Here is a 19,969-nt window from a genome sequence, read left to right on the forward strand (position 1 = left end):
GCTCCTCAGCAGAGCCAATGTCCTCTTCAATTTGATGGTGAAATTTAATTAATCTAAAATCAAAAATCACCAACTATTTTTGACCACATTACCTTATTAAAAAAACTATTATTTTATTTTACACATCTAAAACCTAAGTGATTGGCACCCGATTTAATTTCGCCATTACCTCTTGTTCCTACCATATAACGACTACAGTATTCACTAGTACATAAGAACGAACCTCCGCGGTGCACTCTTTTCAATTCATTATTACCCGTAGTATCATAAGGTGGAGTCTCTGGTCCTTTGGGATTGCGAACTACTTTTCCTTCTTGGCTAATTTCTGCATAATAGGTTTCACTATACCAATCGTGTACCCATTCCCAAACGTTTCCTCCTACATCATACAGACCATACGCATTAGGCTTGTATTGTTTTACAGGTGCAATCCCTACAAAACCATCTTCACCCGTATCTCCTTTTTCAACCGGAAAAGTTCCTTCAAAAATATTGGCTTGGAATTTGCCATCCACTTTCAAGGTATTTCCCCAAGCATACAATTCACCAGCTTTACCACCACGAGCAGCAAACTCCCACTCGGCCTCTGTAGGCAAACGTTTTCCAGCCCATTTTGCATACGCAACAGCATCTTCATAAGCTACGTGTACCACGGGATAATTTCCCTTTCCTTTTAAATCACTCCCAGGTCCTAATGGATGTTTCCAATTTGTTCCTTCAACAAAATCCCACCATTGCAAGAAATTATTCAAATCAACTTTATGTGGCGTAGGTTTAAAAATAGCGGAACCCGCAATCAAATATTCCACAGGAACATTAGGCAATTCTTCAGGTGTGGGCTTTTTCTCTGCTACGGTAACATAACCTGTTGCCTTTACAAAAGCAGCAAATTGATCATTTGTCACCTCTGATTCGTCCATCCAAAAGCCGTCTACATATACTCTATGAATAGGTGAAGCATCTTTGGTAATGCCTTTGATACTACATAAACTTTCATCGGCTACATCGCTACCCATTGAAAATTCCCCTCCTGGTATCCAAACCATTCCTTCGGGTGCAGGAGTAGCTGGTTTATTGTTTTTATTTTCAATAGTTGGTTGGTACAAGGCACTTCTTTCTACTGAATTATCATCTAAACATACTTCAGCAACACTATCTTTTGGGGCTTTAAAATATTTTGTATATCCAAAGCCTATTGTAATCACTCCTAGTCCTACCAATGCGTAAAGACCAATTCTTTTTTGTTTTTTATTCACAGTATTTATTAAATTATTTTGGTTTATCATAGTTGCCAACAAACAAAGTTCTTGTTTTCGAATGGAATATGCTACGGATTGTTTCTTTTTTTGAAAAATTTTAACGCAACATTCAGCATTTTCTTTAGCTCATTTTGATAAAAAATCCTCTTAAAACTTCTTTTTACGGTAAAAAATTAGACTTAATAAGATTGTAATGGTTTAATAAACCTCAAAATCTCTAGAAAAAACAGCTTATTAAGAAGTTTTTACACACAAAAACAACTAAAAAAAAGATTTGTTTTTGTATTTCAACCACTCTTTAGTATCTTTCGTGTTCAAATATTACAAACCTTAAAACATTGAACCAATGTTAGAAGAACAACACGATAACCTGCAAGATGCAGATGGAAACTTAATTACTGATTCACAAGAATCATCGACAGAATCAAACAAAAAGGAAAATTCTTCTGAACAAACCTCTGATGCCCACCAAAACGCATTAAATGCAATTGAAGCATCGAATGCCGAAGAAGGAGAAGACGAATCGCTAAAAGAACGTCATGATATCCCCATGCTTGACTATGATACCTTATCCATGGAATCACTCGTAGATGAATTACAAAAATTAGTAGCTACGAATAAAGTGATGTCGATTAAGGAACATATTGATGAAATTAAAAAATCTTTTTTGAATAAGTACACCCACTTTATCGAAGAAAAAAAAGAAGAATTTCATGCCGAAAATCCAGATACTACAGAAGAATTTGAATATCATTTGCCTTTAAAAACAACATTTGATCATTTTTACACTGAATATAAAAATAAAAAAAACGCTCATTTCAAGAGCCTAGAAACCAATCTTAAAGTCAATCTAGAAACCCGACTAGCCATTGTGGAAGAATTGAAAGAGTTAATCAATCCACAAGAAAACATCAAAAACACCTTAAAACATTTCAATGAATTAAGAGAAAGATGGAAAAATGCGGGGCCTATTCCAAAAGACAAATACAATCACGTTTGGAACAATTACCACTTTCATGTTGAGAATTTTTATGATTACCTACACCTTGACAGAGAAGCTCGAGATTTAGACTTTAAACACAACCTAGAGCAAAAACAAAAAATAATTGAAAGAGTGGCTGCGCTCGTTCATGAACCGGACATTAACAAAGCTTTTCGAGAATTACAAAACCTTCATCGCATTTGGAAAGAAGATATTGGACCTGTTTCTAGAGAACATCGCGATGAAATTTGGAATCAATTCAGTGATTATACCAAACAAATACACGACAAAAGAGAGCAACTTTTTGAAAAACAAAGAGGCACCGAAGTTGAGAATTTAAAAGCAAAACAAGCCATTATCGCTGAGATTGAAACTCTGGGAACGATAAAAGTTAATTCGCATTCGCAATGGTTGATACAAATAGAAAAAGTAGAGGCTTTACGAACCGCTTTCTTTAATGCCGGTAAAGTTCCAGCTGAGGCTAATGAAGAAACTTGGGCTGCTTTCAAAACGGCTGTTCGAAATTTTAATGCTTTCAAAAATTCATTTTACAAAGAAATCAAACGCGAGCAAAATGAAAATTTGGCTAAAAAGAATGAACTAGTGGCCAAAGCACAAGAACTAAAAGACAGCACCGATTTTGATGCTACCACTCCAATCATGAAACAAATTCAGAACGAGTGGAAACAAATAGGCCATGTACCCAGAAAATATTCTGATAAAATTTGGAAAGAATTTAAAACAGCCTGCAACCATTATTTTGACAAGCTAAAAGAATTCAAAAACGAAGAAAACAGTGAAGAAATTGAAGCTTTTGACAAAAAGAAAGCTTATCTAGAGCATTTGAAAGAATTTCAATTAATTGGTGACCATAAAACAGATTTAGATGCCATCAAAGCCCATATTGAAACTTGGAAAAGTTTTGGAAAAGTTCCTTTTCAAAGAAGACATATTGAAGGCAAATTCAATAAAATATTAGATGCTCTTTTTGACAAATTGAGCTTGAGCAAAAAAGAAGGCGATTTGATGCGATTTGCAAATCGTTTGGACACACTTTCTGAAAACAATGATGTTCAAAAAATAGAAAACGAAAAGATTTTTATCATTCGTAAAATTGATGAATTGCAAAATGAAATCTTTCAATTAGAAAATAACATTCAGTTTTTTACCAATACTAAAAACGCCAAAAAAGAAAATTCAATTGTGTTAGAAGTTCGTAAAAACATTGCCATTCACAAAGAAAATCTTGAAATTTGGAAAGAGAAATTAGCCCAATTACGTAATCTGAACCAAGAGTAACTTATTATTTAAAAATAACACTAACCTCAAGCTAAAATTTAGTTTGAGGTTTTTTTATGTTTTCTAAAAAATGATAACCATGACAATTATCATTTTTAATCTCCTTCTTCAAACCTAATTTTGACTATTGAAAAAGAACTTCGATATGACAAAATCACTGGTACAAAAATACAATGTTCCTGGCCCTAGATATACTAGCTACCCTACTGTTCCCTATTGGGACGAAATTCATTTTACTAAAAATGATTGGATAGCTAGTCTGCAAAAATCTTTCATAGAAAGTAATGACTCCGAAGGGATTAGTCTTTATATTCATTTGCCTTTTTGCGAAAGCTTATGTACTTTTTGTGGTTGTAATAAAAGAATTACCAAAAACCATGAACTTGAATCTCCTTACATTCAGGCTTTGCTTAAAGAGTGGAATTTGTATTGTGATTTACTCCCTGAAAAACCTACAATCAAGGAAATTCATTTGGGCGGAGGTACCCCTACTTTTTTTGCTACAACACAACTTCAAATCCTCATCGAAGGACTATTCCAAAGAGCTATAAAAGCACCTCAACACGAATTTAGTTTTGAAGGTCACCCTAATAACACCACACGTCAACACTTACAAACGCTATTTGATTTGGGTTTCAGAAGAGTTAGTTTTGGTGTGCAAGACTATTCCGAAAAAGTACAACAAGCCATCAATCGCAACCAGCCTTTTCATAATGTTGCCAAAGTAACCTTGTGGGCTCGTGAAATTGGTTATACTTCCATTGGACATGATATTATTTTTGGCTTGCCATTTCAAACAATAGAAAACGTAGTTGACACCATCGAAAAGACAAAATCGTTACAACCTGACCGATTGGCTTTTTACAGTTATGCACATGTTCCTTGGATTAAAGGCAACGGACAACGTGGTTTTAAAGACGATGATTTGCCTCAAGACGACGAAAAAAGAAAACTATATGAAATTGGCAAAATTTTGTTAACCAAAAATGGGTATAACGAAATTGGGATGGATCATTTTGCCCTACCTGATGATAGCTTGCATCAATCCTTTCAAACTGGAAGATTACATCGTAACTTTATGGGATATAGTTCCTCAAAAACCCAATTAATGATTGGTTTAGGTGTCTCATCCATAAGTGATAGTTGGTATAGTTTTGCACAAAATGTAAAAACCATTGAAGACTATTACCAATTGATAGCGCGAAACGAATTGCCTATTTACAGAGGTCATGTCCTAACAAATGAAGATTTAATTGTTCGCAAACACATTTTAAATTTGATGTGCCAATTCCAGACTTCATGGGTAAACCATGAAGATTATTTTAGTGAAATTCCTCAAATTACCGCGCAATTAAACGAAATGGAAAAAGATGGTCTGTTGAAGTTATACCCCACACAGATTGTAGTAACCGAAAAAGGGAAACCCTATGTCCGTAACATTTGTATGGCATTTGATGTTCGCTTGAAACTAAAATCACCTCAGCACCAATTATTCTCGCTCACCATTTAATGGTCATACTGGTTTAATTGAAATTTTCATTTGCCTACTACCATCTTTTCCCATTATAATTCGAATTTTAAAATTAAAATCAACAATCAACATCCCTAGAGCAATTGTTATCGATTAAAAAATGAAAACATGGGAATTAGACAACATTAACAAAAAATCATGTAAAATAGTTGTACAAAACAGGTATTAACTTAGCCGTTACTAACATTTAAAAATCAAAATCATGAAAAAAATAACCCTAGTACTTGCAAGTGTAGCCTTATTAAGCATTTTTAGTTGTAAAGATAAAAACGAAGAACCTGCAGAAGAATCCACTCATGTAATCGAAAAAACAAATACTGTAATTGTTGAGAAAGATACTGATACGGTAGTTAAAACTGAAAATCCAGACGGAACTTCGGTTAGCGTCGATAAAAACGGACTAGAATTTTCATCCAAAGATGGAAATAATAAAACCGAAGTAAATATAAACAAATAAGAATCTCAAAAATAGGAACCCTCAAAAGGGGTTCGTGTAGAATACCCCTAAAAAGTACAACATGCTTTAGGGGTATTTTTTATCACTAAAGATTCTTTATGGAATAATAAACTAATGACAATTCGCCTGAGCTTGCACAAACAAACTCATGGTAGAAGGCGACACATAAGGAATCCCTAATCCCAATCCTCTAAGTATAAAAAGAATTCCAATAAGAACTGCCACATACGGAAGTACTTTTTGAATTTTGTTTCGAACGGAAACCGTCAAAAAACGCTGAATATAAACTACTATACTCATCAAAGGCACAGTTCCTAAACCAAATAAAAACATATACACAACTCCCAAACTGGCACTCTGCATGGCAACCGCTCCAAAAAGAGCCACATAAACCATTCCGCAAGGCAAAAAACCATTGAGAAGACCAATAGTAAATAACGAACGATAACTCTTGTTTTTGAACTGTTGCCCTAACCTGGATTTAATTTGGGATACCATTCTGAATATGGGTTTTGAAAAATTGTATTGTGCTAGTTTCCTTTCGGGGAGCAGAACAACCAAAATCATGGCAATCCCGATAAACACCGATAGCTTTTGTTGAAAACCAGCTATAAAAAGTCCGCGCCCTAGCAATCCAAACAACAGTCCAATCATCCCATAAGCGGTTAAACGCCCCAAATGGTAGGTAATGATTTGAGTTGTTTTTTTTACAGGATTGTACTGGTCAACAGGGAGCATCATCGCAATAGGACCGCACATCCCCACGCAATGAAAACTACTGATTAATCCAAATATGAAAGCGGTGTAGAGCATTTTTTTAGATACTGAGATACTGAGAATTTAAGGTTCTGAGATTAAAATACGTTGCTTTATTTTCTTTAAAAACTTAGTATCTCAGCACCTTAATCCTTAATTTATATAAACGGTTTCCTTAGTCATGTATTCTTTTCCTTCGTATTGCCAATGCAAAGTAATGTCCCAACGACCGCCAACCAATCTTGTTTTAGGTATGAGTAAAGATGGATTAGAATTAGTCAACGAAATAGGCATTTCGAAATCTAATTTCTTGTTTGACGGTCGGTAAAGGGACAATTCTCCCGTTAGTTTCGTAAAGTCAAATTCGGATGGAAAAGTTACTGTGATGCCTTTTGCTGTCTGATCAAAAGTAGGTTGATGGGACAAATCATGAGCGTTTTGCAACTGATTGATTTCGTCCTGATAATGAGCATCTTGTTTGTAATATTCCTCAACAACCAATTCGTTATCATATTTAGAATTAGATTGTACTTTGACAACAAAATACAATATAAAACTCATGAACAAAGCAATGGCAATGACGATTCCTGTTCCCCAATTGATGTGAATCCCCCAAGACCCCGAAAGGGGTGCTCTATCTGTTGTCGTTGAACTGTCTTTTATCATTGTCTTTTTTTTTAATTGAATTCTGAATTGTCTTTTTTTTTTAGTTTTAAAATCCGTCCACTGCAAATTCTCCCTTCGAGGTGAATCAATCAAAACTCCTTGGACTTAAAAAAGTAGTGGTGGTCGTTTCGATTTTTTGGTTCCCTTCATAAACCTCAATTTCCAACCTCGTTTTATCACTTTCTAAAAGGTATTGGTTGATTTCAATAAACAAGGTTCCACTACTCATGCCTTGTTTAGGTACTTTGAAACCCGATTTACCTACAATGGATAATTGCCCTTTGATGCCCACTAATTCAAAGCGGATGTCCTTGAACTCCTTATTGGTTTTATTAATAATTTTGAAAGTGTAAATGTTGCTTATATTTTCGCCCTTGTGTTGGAATAATTGTCCAGGCAATCGCAAAATGGTAGCTTCGACGTCATTTCTCAAAAACAATAGACCCAGTAATATTCCCATCAAAATGGTTAAAATAGCCGTGTATCCTTTCATTCGGGCAGTGAATTTAAAAGGGGCTTTTTTCTCAATCTCGTCTTCTGAGGCGTATCGAATTAACCCTTTGGGCAAATTCACACTTTCCATAATGGCATCACAAGCATCAATACAAGCGGTACAATTCACACATTCTAATTGGGTTCCATTGCGAATATCAATTCCCGTAGGACACACATGAACACATTGATGGCAATCGATACAATCGCCCTTCCCTGTTAGAGCTCTATTTTCTTGTTTGTTGAATTTGGCTCTGCCCAATTCTTTTTCTCCACGAACAAAATCATAAGCGACATTAATGGACTTATTGTCTAGTAACACCCCTTGCAATCGGCCATAGGGACAAGCAATGATACAAACCTGTTCTCTAAACCAAACAAAAACGAAGTAAAACACTCCTGTAAATAGTGCTAGCGAAATAAAGGTTTTCAGGTGTTGCACAGGTCCTTCTTCCATCATTTGAAACAAAGTATCGCTACCGATGATGTAGGCCAAAAATACATTGGCTATGCCAAAAGAAATCAACAAGAACAAAAACCATTTTATCCCTTTTTTTCTAATTTTTTCGGCATTCCATTCTTGTTTACTCAATCGCAGTTGCGCCCCCCTATCCCCTTCAATCCAGTATTCGATTCGCCTGAATACCATCTCGAGGAAAATAGTTTGGGGACAAATCCAGCCGCAAAATATTCTACCAAAAATTACCGTAAATAGAATAACAAAAACCACCCCTACAATCATAAATAAGACAAAGATGTAGAAATCCTGTGGCCAAAAAGGGAATCCAAAAATGTTAAATCGGCGTTCGAATATGTTGAATAACATGAATTGATTGCCATTGATTTTGATAAATGGATTGGCAACTAAAATCAACAATAAAACGTAACTCACCCATTTACGGTAATTATAAAACTTACCCGATGGTTTTTTAGGAAAAATAAACTTTCGTTTTCCCTCGGCATCTATTGTTCCGATACTGTCTCTAAAAGCTTCGTTTGGTACTTTTGACATTTTATTTGGTATTTATTACCCTAGATTATCTATTTATTGCCACGGATTAAAAGGATTTCTTTAATCCTTCTAAACTGTGAAATCTATGGTTATAATTTTTATTTTTCCACTGGAGCAGCGGCTTCTTCTACCCAAATATCACCATCTGGGGCTTTAGCATCTTTAGGATTACTGCCTTTAAGCGAAATGATATAACTCGCTATTTTTTGGATTTCTTTTGGTTTCAAAGTTCCTTTCCAAGCAATCATTCCTTTACCATCACGTCCCCCATTAGTAATGGTATGGAAAATATTTTTGATACCGCCGCCCAAAATCCAATGTTCGTCAGTTAGGTTAGGCCCAATTTGTCCGCCCCCATCAGCTCTATGACAAGCCGCACAATTGGTGGTAAATAATGATTTCCCAATTTCTAAATCGGCTGGTTCCGTCAAGAGTGTAACCGTTTTTTCATCCATTAAGTCGGGTGCTGTTTTCATGTATTCCTCTACCTCAATTTTGGCTTGAGCCAATTCTTTTTGGAGCTCCATTTCTTGATTATCAGCTCCCATAATTTCATAGCGAACTAAGTACACCACCGAAAAAATAATACAGATATAAAACAAATACACCCACCAAGGCGGCAAATTGTTATCTAGCTCCTTGATGCCATCATAATCATGGTGCAGAATTATCTCTTGCTCGTTTTCCATAGGTTGTGTACGAGTCAATTTTTGCATTATATTTTTGTACCAGTCTGTTTCCTTTAAGGGTAAGTGAGCTTCGGTTTCTTGTTTTGCTTTTTCTTCATCAGACAACAAATTGTACATCACATTGTCAATAGCACTTATGGTGATTTCAACAGCGATCAAGAGAAATAAAAACACAAATAAAAACACAGAGACCATTGGATATTTGATAAATGCAGGACGATCTCCCGAATCTATAACAAATTCCATTGCGCCAAAAATCAAAAAGAAAATCAGCAGTACTCTTAGATAGTTAGGAATTATTTTTTTCATTACAATTAGTTTTTCAAATTATATTTTATCGTTCAAAGGAATATTACTCAATTCCTCTATTTTTTCCTTTTTATAAGAAACCACCCAAATTGCTAATCCTACAAAAAAGAAAAAGAAAATAAGCAAGGAAAGAATGGGATATATAGACACTCCTGCGATAGTCTCCATATTGTGTTTGATTTGTTCGAACATAATTTTTACTTTTTTTAGTTTAAAGGTTTAAGTGTTTAAGAGTTTAAAGTTTTTTTAGCTAAACAATCAGTGCTTTATATAACGATTTTATTATTTCTAGCATTGAAACTTTTAAACCTTTAAACTTTTAAACAATTTATAAATCTATCTCTTCACTTTAATATCCGTTCCTAATCGCTGTATGTAGGCTATCAAGGCAACAATTTCACGGTCTTTCATAGGGACAAATTTTTCTCCTTTGGCAGCAGCACGTTTTTTGCTTTCTTCATAGCTTTTGACAAAATCAGGATCTGATTTAAGATTTTCTTCAATTTTAGCAGATTGTTCCTCAATTGCTTTTTTGGCATTAGCTACCTCATCATTTGAATATGGAACACCCAGGTCTTGCATGGTTTTCATTTTGGTTTCAATATCTGTTATATCCAATGCTTTGTTATCAAACAGCCATTTGTACCCTGGCATAATAGAGCCAGAAGAAGTACTTTGAGGATTCCACATGTGGTTGAAATGCCAATTGTCGTTGTACTTTTCACCTACTCGTAACAAATCGGGGCCTGTGCGTTTTGAACCCCACAAAAACGGATGATCATACACAAATTCCCCAGCCTTAGATTGTGGACCATAACGTTCTACTTCACTACGGAACGGACGCACCATTTGCGAATGACATCCCACGCATCCCTCACGAATGTATAAATCACGGCCTTCTAGTTCTAATGGTGAATACGGTTTAACGCTTGTAATGGTTGGAATGTTAGATTTGACCATAATGGTAGGTACAATTTGGATAATTCCTCCAATTAAAATAGCTACCGTAGCCAGAATAGTTAACTGAATTGGTTTGCGTTCTAGCCAAGTATGGAATTTTTCTCCTCTCAAACGACCAGTGCTGATTCTTTCCAATGCGGGTGCTTCAGCCAATTCATCTTCGATTGCGTTATTGGCAACAATGGTTTTGTAAATGTTGTAAACCAAAATGAATGTTCCAATGATGTACATGGTTCCACCAATAGCTCGCATCCAATACATTGGAATAATTTGAGTAACGGTTTCTAAGAAATTCCCGTAAGTCAGCGTTCCGTCAGGGTTGAATTGTTTCCACATCGAAGCTTGCACAAAACCAGCTACGTACATTGGCAAAGCATACAAAATGATTCCGAGTGTTCCCAACCAGAAATGAGCGTTGGCCAATTTTAAAGAGTACAAAGGTCCTTTTGACATTCGAGGTACCAACCAATAAATCAATCCAAAAGCCATAAAACCATTCCAAGCCAAAGCTCCTACGTGTACGTGAGCAACAATCCAATCTGTAAAATGCGCTATGGCATTTACATTTTTAAGTGATAACATTGGCCCTTCAAAAGTTGCCATTCCGTAACCTGTAATCGCTACCACAAAAAATTTCAACACGGGTTCTGTTCGTACTTTATCCCAAGCACCACGAAGGGTAAGCAAACCATTAATCATTCCACCCCAAGAAGGTGCAATCAACATTACTGAAAATACAACTCCTAAGTTTTGTGCCCAATTAGGCAAAGCAGAATACAATAAGTGGTGCGGTCCAGCCCAGATGTACAAAAATATTAAGGACCAAAAATGCACAATAGACAAACGATAAGAATATACAGGACGATTTGCCGCTTTAGGAATATAGTAGTACATCAATCCTAAAAAAGGAGTCGTCAAGAAAAAAGCCACAGCATTATGTCCATACCACCATTGTACCAAAGCATCCTGAACTCCAGCATAAACCGAATAACTCTTCATTGCTGATACTGGTAAAGCCAAACTGTTGAAAATATGCAACACGGCAACCGTAACAAAAGTGGCTATATAAAACCAAATGGCCACATACAAATGGCGTTCTCTTCTTTTTAAAATGGTTCCAATCATATTGATACCAAAAACAACCCAAATCAAAGCAATAGCAATATCAATAGGCCATTCTAACTCCGCATACTCTTTAGAGGTTGTATACCCTAAGGGTAGCGAAATCGCAGCAGCCAGAATAATGAATTGCCATCCCCAGAAGTTAAGATTACTTAAAAAATCACTATACATTCGGGCTTTCAATAAGCGTTGCAATGAGTAATAAACTCCCGCAAACATGGCATTCCCTACAAAGGCAAAAATGACTGCGTTTGTATGTAAAGGACGTAAACGTCCAAAACTTAACCACGAAATTCCATCGGTAAGATTGGGGAATAAAAACAGTGTTGCCAATAATAGCCCGACTGCCATACCTACTACCCCAAAGACTATGGTGGCGTAGATGAATTTTTTAACAATTTTGTTATCGTAATAAAACTGTTGCATTTCCATATAGTAAGAATTAAAATAGTTTAAAATTTGGTTTTAGTTCCAAGACACCTAGGATGGTGAATTACTCATTAGTTAATGAATGACCACTTTCTTGTTTTGAATCTGGGATTATGTCTTTCTTTTTTGATAGTTCGTCGTCAAAAAGCATCCGAACTGATGGCGTATAATCATCATCGTATTGGCCTGTTTTGACCGCCATTACAAAGGCGATAAAAAAAGCAATCGCAACTACTATACTAATTGAGATTAATAAATAAATTACACTCATACCTTACATTTGTGTTAACAAAATTAGACCTTGACTTTGGGAATAAATATGATATTTATCATGCTTTGGAAAAGAATTGAAGAGGTAATCCTTCTGTTTCTTTTCTAACTTTCACCTCCAATTTTTGTGCATAATAATTACTCATAATCGTTACAAAACTCACGATAGTAATCGTACTCAAGGGCATCAAAATAGCAGCGACTAAAGGCAACAAATGTCCTGTAACAGCAAATAACAAGCCCACAACATTGTAGAGCAATGACAAACCAAAACTCATTTTGATAATGCGCATTGACTTTTGCGACAGCTGTAAAAAATATTGGATTTTATAGAACATACTGGCTTCCAAAATTCCATCGCAGGCTGGAGAAAACACATTCACATTTTCCGAAATCGAAATTCCTACATTACTTTGTGCTAATGCTCCTGCATCGTTCAATCCGTCACCTACCATCATAACATTTTTACCTTCATCTTGCAATTGCTTGATGTATTCAAGTTTTTCATCTGGCTTTTGATTAAAAACTAGGGTTGTTTCCTTAGGTAAAATACGTTCCAAAGTGGTTCTTTCACCCTCATTATCACCAGATAACACGATTAATTTGTAATGCTTTTTTAAGTTTTGAAATAAGGTCTCTAATCCTTCTCGGTATTGATTTTTAAATTCATACACTCCTACATACTCATCATTGATACTAATATGGACGGAGGTGTTTAAAGGTTCATCCGTAGAAGTTGCTGCTTGATTCCATCCACAAAATATTCCAGAACCCACCTTAAGGGTGACCCCCTCCTTAGTAGCCTGAATTCCTTTGCCTGTAAACTCCTCATAATCATCTATTTTAATCTGAGCCATTTCGGGCAAATAATCATACAACATCCTACTCAACGGATGATTGGACGCTCTAAGGGTATTTTTCAATAGCATCAAATCCGTTTCTGAAAGAGTTTTTCCTTTATAATGGATTAGTGCTTTGGCATTGGTGGTGATGGTACCCGTTTTATCAAATACAATCGTATCTACTGCAGCTAATTGCTCAATAACCATCGCATTTTTGAGATAGAGTTTTTGTTTCCCTACAAGGCGCAACACATTCCCAAGAGTAAATGGTGCTGTTAAAGCCAATGCACAAGGACAAGCAACAATCAATACCGCTGTAAACACATTAAAAGCAGTAGCCACATCTATAAAAATCCAGTACCCGAAGGATATAAAAGCGATAAGCAATAATAATGGTGTAAAATAACGGCTTATCGTATCGGTGATACTCTTGTGTTTTTGCACCACTGCTTTTTGGAACACATCATTACTCCATAATTGAGTCAGATAACTTTGTGAAACCGAATGCAACACTTCCATTTCAATTAATTTCCCAACTTGTTTTCCTCCTGCAAAAATCTTGTCACCTGATTTTTTGGTAACCGGAACAGCTTCGCCAGTCACAAAACTATAATCAATCGAAGCATTCTCACTTATCAAAATACCATCGGTTGGAATCAATTCTTGGTTACGAATAAGCAGTCGGTCTCCTTTTTCAATTTCGTAAACAGGAACACTTTCTTCTTTATTGCCTTGACCCATTCGGGTGATGGCAATTGGAAAGTAGGATTTAAAATCTCGTTCAAAACTTAAGAAATTATAGGTTTTTAGCTGGAATGCTTTTCCCAAAAGCATGAAAAAAACAAGTCCTGTCAAACTATCAAAAAAACCTGAACCGTAATCAAAAGCGATATCAACAACACTGCGTATAAACATGATTATGATTCCCAAAGCAATAGGCACATCGATATTCAACATCCTAGACTGGATACTTTTATAAGCCGAAATATAATACCCACTTGCAGAATACAAAAAAGCAGGTAAAGACAAGGCAAAAATCAGTCCTCTAAAAAAAGGTTTGTAAGTGTCCAACCAATATTCGCCCACTTCAAAATACTCTGGAAAAGAAAGCAACATAATGTTTCCAAAACTGAAAAAAGCAACTCCTAATTTATAGGTCAAGCTTCTATCTTTTTTTTGAGTTTCTGAAGAATAGTTTTCCAAACTAATGTAAGGCTCATAGCCAATTTTACACAACAACAATACAATCGAATAGAGACTTACAGCTGTTTTGTCATACACGATGCGTACTGTCTTTTGATGAAAATTGACTTGAGAATTACTGATTCCTTTTTCGAGTTTGTGTAGGTTTTCCAAAATCCAAATACAAGAACTGCAATGAATATGAGGAATACGCAACGAAACTATCGCTGTTGGGGGTTCATCAAAGTCCAATAGTTTTGCAACTATTGAATCATTTTCTAAAAAATCGTATTTTCCTTGAATCGTTAAAGGGGAAGCTCCAGGGGATTTTTCGAAATCATAATAAGAAGTCAAATCGTTGTTTGAAAAAATTTCATAGACCGTTTGACAGCCATTGCAACAAAAATTTTTGTTATCAAAAATAATTTCGTCCGCTTTTACAATTGCTAATCCGCAATGGAAACAGTTTGATGTATCCATAATTTACTCATTTACCTAGTGCAAATTTCTTTAATGAATGTGGGTTAAAATATGATATATATCATAGAAAGTAGTATTTTTGATAATTCATTAAAAAAGTAAGACAATGAGCAAATGTGAACAATGTATCGTTAGAGAATTTAGCTCGCTAAAAGCTTTAAACAAAGAAGAATTGTTGCAAATTGCGAACTGCAAAACTTCCTATACCGTCAAAAAAGGAGAGCCTATTTTTGCCGAAGGAGAATCCGTAAACGGAATTTACTGTATAAAAGAGGGTGTTTGTAAATTATCCAAACTCAGTGCAAATGGTAAAGACCAAATTGTCAAACTTATTAAACCGGGAGAGCTATTAGGACAACGTTCTATGATTAGTGATGAACCCGCTAATTTAACCGCCGTTGCTCTAGAAGACATGCAAGTGTGCTTTATTCCTAAAACTGAAATCTTAGCTTTTTTTGACAAAAACAATCAGTTTTCGATGAATGTAATGAAATCCATTTGTGGCGATTTGAAAGAAGCCGATGACCAAATGGTAGCTATGGCGCAAAAAAACGTAAAATCCCGACTTGCTGCAACCCTTTTAAATTTGGAAACAAGTTTTGGCAAAAACAAAGACGGTTCGCTTCATATCCAACTCACAAGAGAAGAACTTTCAGGTATGATAGGTACCGCCACCGAGAGCTGTATTCGTTTGCTATCCGATTTTAAAAAACAAGGTTTTATTGAATTGGAAGGAAAAAAAATCATCCTCAAAGACCACAACAGCTTAAAAAAAATGGCTGAATAATCGAAATAGATCATTCAACCATTTACTTTGTACTTTTAATTTTAAATGTTTTCAACTTTTATAACTGTAAAAAGTCAAAAAACTTAAATGACTTATATGTTTAAAAAACTAAGTCACGACCAATTCAGGAATAAAAATCGCTTCAATTTCTGAAACATACGATTCCAATTGTTCTTTGGTAATCGAATTATTTTCGGGTAAAACCGTAGGATTGCGAAACAATTCTTGGTAATACCTAACGCCACTTAACAAATTAGCTTTAAATGTTTTCCACTTTTTAATCTGTCCCTCAGTAAGATTTTCGGAAAACGAAGCTATTTCTTTGTTCAAATAATCCACATACATTTTCAATTCATTTACAAACAAATTGGGACGGTTTGCCACATTCAAAACCGATGACATTCCGTAAATGTGTTGTACCATTTCTGCCAATGAAACCTCATGGTCAAAGTACGCCAAATTAGGTCCAGGACATACGATTACCCCTTGTTTTTGTCCTTTAAGGGCAATTCCGTTCTCTAAATACGAAGCATTGGCCAAACCTACACACAAACAAGATTTGTCTGTTATGGCAAACTTACGTTGCGCGTAGATCGTTTCAGAGATTTGGTTCTTTTCAGCTTCTAATTCACCTAATTTCAAATCTTGGTATTTTTGAGACGCGGAACACATCCCTTTCGCACCATATTCTTTGCTTAGCGCCAAAAACTTTTTAGGACACGAACTACCAGGAACTTCAGCCTGAATGCGTTGTTGTTTCAATAATTCGTTGGTAGTTCCTTTTACAGCATTAAACGGAATTCCAAGTGGCGAAATAGTACTTAAATAAAAATCATCTTCTTTGGCTTTGGCAAGCAATTGTCGGGTTTCTGAATCCACCGATGTAGCCTCGGGGACTAATAAAAAAGGAGAACCCCAGCCAATAGAATCCAGCTGATATTCTTTCAATAAAAAATCGTGTTCTTGCGCTGTCCCAACACCACCTTGAGCGGTAATTTTCAATTCTAACGGACTAGTTGGAACGTTTTTACCTTTGGCTTGTAAAGCCTTTACCATCAACTCATGGGCGGATTGAATCAACTGGGTTTTCTTTGCTTTAAATTCCTCCAAAATAGGCCCCAGCAACAATCCTTCTGTAGCAAAAGCATGACCGCCACAATTCAACCCTGATTCGATACGGTATTCAGATACCCAAAGTCCTTTTTTCGCTAAAAAATTCCCTTGAATCATTGCCGAACGAAAATCACTGACTTTGAGAATAATTTTCTTTTCCAATTGGTTATTGGCATCAGGAAAAAAACAGTCAAAATTCTCAAAATAACTGTACAACCTTGGATTCATCCCTGCCGATAACACCACCGATGAAGTTAAATTGCTATTTGCAAAGCCACGCAAAGAAGCATGAGCATCATTGAATTCAGTTGGCAATTGTTGGTCTTTATCAAAATTGTCTTTATCGACTTTGGTCATGATATTGACATCAATTGCGCCCTGAGGTAAATGATTTTCGAGATAGTGTAATAGGGCTTCTTTGCCTTCATCTACTATGTTTAAAAGTCCTTGTTTCAATTCGGATGTTTGTGGCAACAGAGCCATGAAATTAGACAAGGCTTGTTTGCTTTCCGCTAATTCCTGTTTAAAATCAATGCATTTTTGTTTGACAATAGTATCCATTACATTCAAATAGGCTGTAATTCTTTTGGCTCTGTAATCGTGTACCTTTTGCGTAATTTCTTGGTATTTCAATTGGAATTTTTGACTGTAAAATCGGTTCATTTTTTCAATCAATTCATCATCTACGATTGAAACCACTGATGAAATTCCGTAATGCGCCACTCGAATCGGACTGTCAATAGTATATCCCAATCCCATTACTGGGATATGAAAAGAGTGAGGAGATGTTGCTTTTATCATTCGTTTAAAATTTATTACTACTGAATTTTGACAAAATTAGAGTAAGCCTTCTTTTTAAAATATGATAAATATCATCCTCAGCTCATTTTAGCCTCTACACTATGGAAAACAAAAAAGGTTTCAACTCAGTAAGCACTGTATTGAAACCTTTTTATCTTTATTTAGTACCTTATTATGAAGCTAAAATTCTTTTGGTAGCGATGATTCGTTGACCATTGACAACCAATTCTAAATCGTTGTCATCATCCACTACAAATGATGTACCATCATGATTACAGTGCACTTGTAAAATTTGGTTACGGAAATTAATTTTGAACGAATACGCTTTCCATTCTTTTGGAATTTTAGGAGTAAAATGCAATTGATTGTCTCTAACACGCATTCCTCCAAAACCTTCTACTATACTCATCCATGTTCCCGCCATCGAAGTAATATGACAACCTTCTTCCACCTCTTTGTTGTAATCGTCTAAATCTAATCTAGAAGTACGAAGGTAAAAGGCATAAGCCATATCCATTTTATCTAATGCTGCTGCTTGAATAGAGTGCACACAAGGAGACAAGGAACTTTCGTGAACGGTAAAGGATTCATAAAACTCAAAATTACGTTGCAATTCCTCTTTTGTAAAATGATCCTCAAAAAAATAAAATCCTTGTAAAACATCGGCTTGCTTAATGTAAGGCGAACGTAACACACGATCCCAAGACCATTTTTGATTAATAGGACGTTGGGATTTATCTAAATCTTTTACAGGAATTAATTCCTTATCCAAAAATCCGTCTTGCTGTAAATAGATGCCCAATTCATCTGATTTTGGGAAATACATATTGCCAGACACTTTCTTCCAATCCTGTAATTCTGCATCGGCTAATTTTACTTTTTCAATTATACGTTTGTGGTCTAACGGGTACTCTAATGATACTTTTAGAATTTGTTCGTGAGTATAATCTATACACCATTTTGCTATATAATTGGTATAAAAGTTATTATTGACATTGTTTTCGTACTCATTTGGTCCCGTAACACCTAAGATAACATATTGATTTTTAGCCTTTGAAAAACTAGCTCTTTGGTGCCAGTAACGAGCAATAGCAATCAAAACTTCCAGTCCTTTTTCAGGAATATAGGAGTAATCCCCCGTGTATCGGTAATAATTGAATATGGCAAAAGCAATGGCTCCATTACGATGGATTTCTTCATGAGTAATTTCCCATTCGTTATGGCATTCCTCACCATTCATAGTAACCATCGGGTACAAAGCAGCTCCTGCTCCTTCTTTGAAACCTAAATTCTTTGTCGCATTTTCAATGGCTTTGTCCAATTGATTGTAACGATAAGTCAATAAATTACGAGCCACTTGCTGATCTTTGGTCGCCATGTAAAACGGAATACAATAAGCCTCAGTATCCCAATAAGTAGAACCTCCGTATTTTTCACCTGTGAATCCTTTGGGGCCAATATTCAAACGGCTGTCTTTTCCTAAATACGTTTGGTTCAGTTGAAAAATATTAAAACGAATCCCTTGTTGCGCTTTTACATCTCCATCAATAGTAATGTCCGACATTTCCCAAATCTTTGCCCAGGCTTCTACTTGATTAGCCAATAATTGGTCATATCCTATAGTCAATGCTTTTATAATCACTTGATTTGCGGCTTCTAGGGTATCAGTATGGTTTAAAGAAACCGTATAACCTCCAATTTTTTGAATTGCCGATTTTTTTCCAAGACCTACTTGAACACTATACGTACTTTGTACACGATCAGTGGTTGCTTCCCAAAGTGATGGCGCAATATCCAATGATTTTCCGTCAGCCATTATACTGTTATGCATAAAAGTAGTCACTTTAAAATGTGTTTTAAACGTTTGTGCAGTGACAAACCCCCTGTGCTCCTCGTATTTAATACCTAGTGGTTCCCAAAATTTTTCATCCCAATTGGCATCCTCGTTAGTAACACCCGCATCCACATAAGGTTTATATACGACCGTTACTTCCTGGTTTAAAGGTGTAATTTCATAGTGAATCACTCCTACTTCATCGATATCTAAGGACAAAAAACGACGAATTGCCACTTCAATTTGAACACCGTTTTGCAATTCAGCCGTAAAAGTTCGAAGGTACCACCCTTCTTTCATATTCAATTCTCTACGAAAATTAAGTACTTTTTTACATTGATTTAAATCTAACGTTTCACCGTCAATTTCGATATCAATACCAATCCAGTTAGGAGCGTTTAATACTTTGGCAAAATATTCTGGATATCCATTTTTCCACCAACCTACTTTGGTTTTATCAGGATAATAAATCCCTGCTATGTAACTTCCTTGGAATGTTTTCCCTGAATAATTTTCTTCAAAATTAGCTCTTTGGCCCATGGCTCCATTTCCAATACTAAAAAGACTTTCGGATGATTTTACTCGTTCTACATCAAATCCTTCTTCTATGATTGACCAATTGTCTGGCTTTATATAATCTTGGTTCATCTACTTTGCTTTAAGAATTAAATATCGTTGATTGCTTATTGTATGTTGT

Annotated in this window: 15 protein-coding genes; 4 read left to right on the forward strand and 11 right to left on the reverse strand. The window is 35.6% G+C overall.

The features are described 5' to 3' along the window. Positions 1-113: 113 nt before the first annotated feature. The gene (locus K5R64_RS10860) at positions 114-1,256 is read right to left on the reverse strand and encodes a formylglycine-generating enzyme family protein (RefSeq protein WP_255580351.1); all 1,143 of its coding nucleotides are present in this window, start codon (positions 1,254-1,256) and stop codon (positions 114-116) included. Between the two features lie 349 nt (positions 1,257-1,605). Here K5R64_RS10860 and K5R64_RS10865 point away from each other — a divergent pair, with 349 nt between their 5' ends. From K5R64_RS10865 to K5R64_RS10875, 3 genes are all read left to right on the forward strand, one after another. Continuing rightward, positions 1,606-3,540 (forward strand): DUF349 domain-containing protein, encoded by a 1,935-nt coding sequence (locus tag K5R64_RS10865; RefSeq protein WP_220763421.1) that lies wholly within the window; start codon positions 1,606-1,608, stop codon positions 3,538-3,540. 145 nt (positions 3,541-3,685) lie between these two features. Continuing rightward, positions 3,686-5,050 (forward strand): oxygen-independent coproporphyrinogen III oxidase, encoded by a 1,365-nt coding sequence (gene hemN / locus K5R64_RS10870; protein WP_220763423.1) that lies wholly within the window; start codon positions 3,686-3,688, stop codon positions 5,048-5,050. Positions 5,051-5,273: 223 nt separating this feature from the next. Continuing rightward, positions 5,274-5,528, forward strand: coding sequence for a hypothetical protein (locus K5R64_RS10875; protein WP_220763425.1), 255 nt, complete (start codon positions 5,274-5,276; stop codon positions 5,526-5,528). Positions 5,529-5,639: 111 nt separating this feature from the next. Here the strand turns inward: K5R64_RS10875 and K5R64_RS10880 are convergent, their stop codons facing one another. The 8 genes from K5R64_RS10880 to K5R64_RS10915 all read right to left on the reverse strand — a co-directional run bounded on the left by K5R64_RS10880 (position 5,640) and on the right by K5R64_RS10915 (position 14,737). Continuing rightward, positions 5,640-6,341, reverse strand: a complete 702-nt coding sequence (locus K5R64_RS10880) for a sulfite exporter TauE/SafE family protein (protein ID WP_220763427.1) — start codon at positions 6,339-6,341, stop codon at positions 5,640-5,642. A 96-nt stretch (positions 6,342-6,437) separates the two neighbouring features. Continuing rightward, a complete protein-coding gene (locus tag K5R64_RS10885; protein ID WP_220764011.1) occupies positions 6,438-6,893 on the reverse strand; it encodes a FixH family protein in 456 nt (151 codons plus the stop codon). 142 nt (positions 6,894-7,035) lie between these two features. Then, the gene (ccoG, locus tag K5R64_RS10890) at positions 7,036-8,454 is read right to left on the reverse strand and encodes a cytochrome c oxidase accessory protein CcoG (RefSeq protein WP_220763429.1); all 1,419 of its coding nucleotides are present in this window, start codon (positions 8,452-8,454) and stop codon (positions 7,036-7,038) included. A gap of 98 nt (positions 8,455-8,552) precedes the next feature. After that, the gene (locus K5R64_RS10895) at positions 8,553-9,452 is read right to left on the reverse strand and encodes a cbb3-type cytochrome c oxidase N-terminal domain-containing protein (RefSeq protein WP_220763431.1); all 900 of its coding nucleotides are present in this window, start codon (positions 9,450-9,452) and stop codon (positions 8,553-8,555) included. A gap of 18 nt (positions 9,453-9,470) precedes the next feature. Then, entirely contained in the window at positions 9,471-9,644 is a 174-nt protein-coding gene (locus tag K5R64_RS10900) for a CcoQ/FixQ family Cbb3-type cytochrome c oxidase assembly chaperone (protein ID WP_220763433.1), read from the reverse strand. A 144-nt stretch (positions 9,645-9,788) separates the two neighbouring features. Further along, complete coding sequence (gene ccoN, locus K5R64_RS10905; RefSeq protein WP_220763435.1) at positions 9,789-11,966, reverse strand: cytochrome-c oxidase, cbb3-type subunit I; 2,178 nt, start codon at positions 11,964-11,966, stop codon at positions 9,789-9,791. Between the two features lie 61 nt (positions 11,967-12,027). Beyond that, a complete protein-coding gene (gene ccoS / locus K5R64_RS10910; protein WP_220763437.1) occupies positions 12,028-12,234 on the reverse strand; it encodes a cbb3-type cytochrome oxidase assembly protein CcoS in 207 nt (68 codons plus the stop codon). A gap of 58 nt (positions 12,235-12,292) precedes the next feature. Next, positions 12,293-14,737 carry a heavy metal translocating P-type ATPase metal-binding domain-containing protein gene (locus K5R64_RS10915; RefSeq protein WP_220763439.1) on the reverse strand — a complete coding sequence of 815 codons (2,445 nt, stop codon included), beginning with the start codon at positions 14,735-14,737 and terminating at the stop codon, positions 12,293-12,295. Between the two features lie 106 nt (positions 14,738-14,843). Here K5R64_RS10915 and K5R64_RS10920 point away from each other — a divergent pair, with 106 nt between their 5' ends. Next, positions 14,844-15,524, forward strand: a complete 681-nt coding sequence (locus K5R64_RS10920; protein ID WP_220763441.1) for a Crp/Fnr family transcriptional regulator — start codon at positions 14,844-14,846, stop codon at positions 15,522-15,524. Between the two features lie 108 nt (positions 15,525-15,632). Here K5R64_RS10920 and K5R64_RS10925 read toward each other — a convergent pair whose 3' ends face one another. Together K5R64_RS10925 and K5R64_RS10930 are read right to left on the reverse strand one after the other, a co-directional pair. Continuing rightward, complete coding sequence (locus tag K5R64_RS10925; protein WP_255580352.1) at positions 15,633-17,438, reverse strand: hypothetical protein; 1,806 nt, start codon at positions 17,436-17,438, stop codon at positions 15,633-15,635. Between the two features lie 172 nt (positions 17,439-17,610). After that, on the reverse strand, positions 17,611-19,920 hold the full coding sequence (locus K5R64_RS10930) for a glycoside hydrolase family 65 protein (protein WP_220763444.1): 2,310 nt from the start codon (positions 19,918-19,920) through the stop codon (positions 17,611-17,613). Positions 19,921-19,969 lie beyond the last annotated feature (49 nt).

It is taken from the genome of Flavobacterium sp. UMI-01, assembly GCF_019656315.1.
In the GTDB taxonomy this organism is placed as follows: Bacteria; Bacteroidota; Bacteroidia; order Flavobacteriales; family Flavobacteriaceae; genus Flavobacterium.

Coding starts and splice junctions, on each gene's coding strand:
- hemN (WP_220763423.1), top strand. CDS start 3,686: ATGACAAAATCACTGGTACAAAAATACAATGTTCCTGGCCCTAGATAT.
- K5R64_RS10875 (WP_220763425.1), top strand. CDS start 5,274: ATGAAAAAAATAACCCTAGTACTTGCAAGTGTAGCCTTATTAAGCATT.
- K5R64_RS10925 (WP_255580352.1), bottom strand. CDS start 17,438: ATGATAAAAGCAACATCTCCTCACTCTTTTCATATCCCAGTAATGGGA.
- ccoG (WP_220763429.1), bottom strand. CDS start 8,454: ATGTCAAAAGTACCAAACGAAGCTTTTAGAGACAGTATCGGAACAATA.
- ccoS (WP_220763437.1), bottom strand. CDS start 12,234: ATGAGTGTAATTTATTTATTAATCTCAATTAGTATAGTAGTTGCGATT.
- K5R64_RS10880 (WP_220763427.1), bottom strand. CDS start 6,341: ATGCTCTACACCGCTTTCATATTTGGATTAATCAGTAGTTTTCATTGC.
- ccoN (WP_220763435.1), bottom strand. CDS start 11,966: ATGGAAATGCAACAGTTTTATTACGATAACAAAATTGTTAAAAAATTC.
- K5R64_RS10865 (WP_220763421.1), top strand. CDS start 1,606: ATGTTAGAAGAACAACACGATAACCTGCAAGATGCAGATGGAAACTTA.
- K5R64_RS10930 (WP_220763444.1), bottom strand. CDS start 19,920: ATGAACCAAGATTATATAAAGCCAGACAATTGGTCAATCATAGAAGAA.
- K5R64_RS10920 (WP_220763441.1), top strand. CDS start 14,844: ATGAGCAAATGTGAACAATGTATCGTTAGAGAATTTAGCTCGCTAAAA.
- K5R64_RS10900 (WP_220763433.1), bottom strand. CDS start 9,644: ATGTTCGAACAAATCAAACACAATATGGAGACTATCGCAGGAGTGTCT.
- K5R64_RS10895 (WP_220763431.1), bottom strand. CDS start 9,452: ATGAAAAAAATAATTCCTAACTATCTAAGAGTACTGCTGATTTTCTTT.
- K5R64_RS10915 (WP_220763439.1), bottom strand. CDS start 14,737: ATGGATACATCAAACTGTTTCCATTGCGGATTAGCAATTGTAAAAGCG.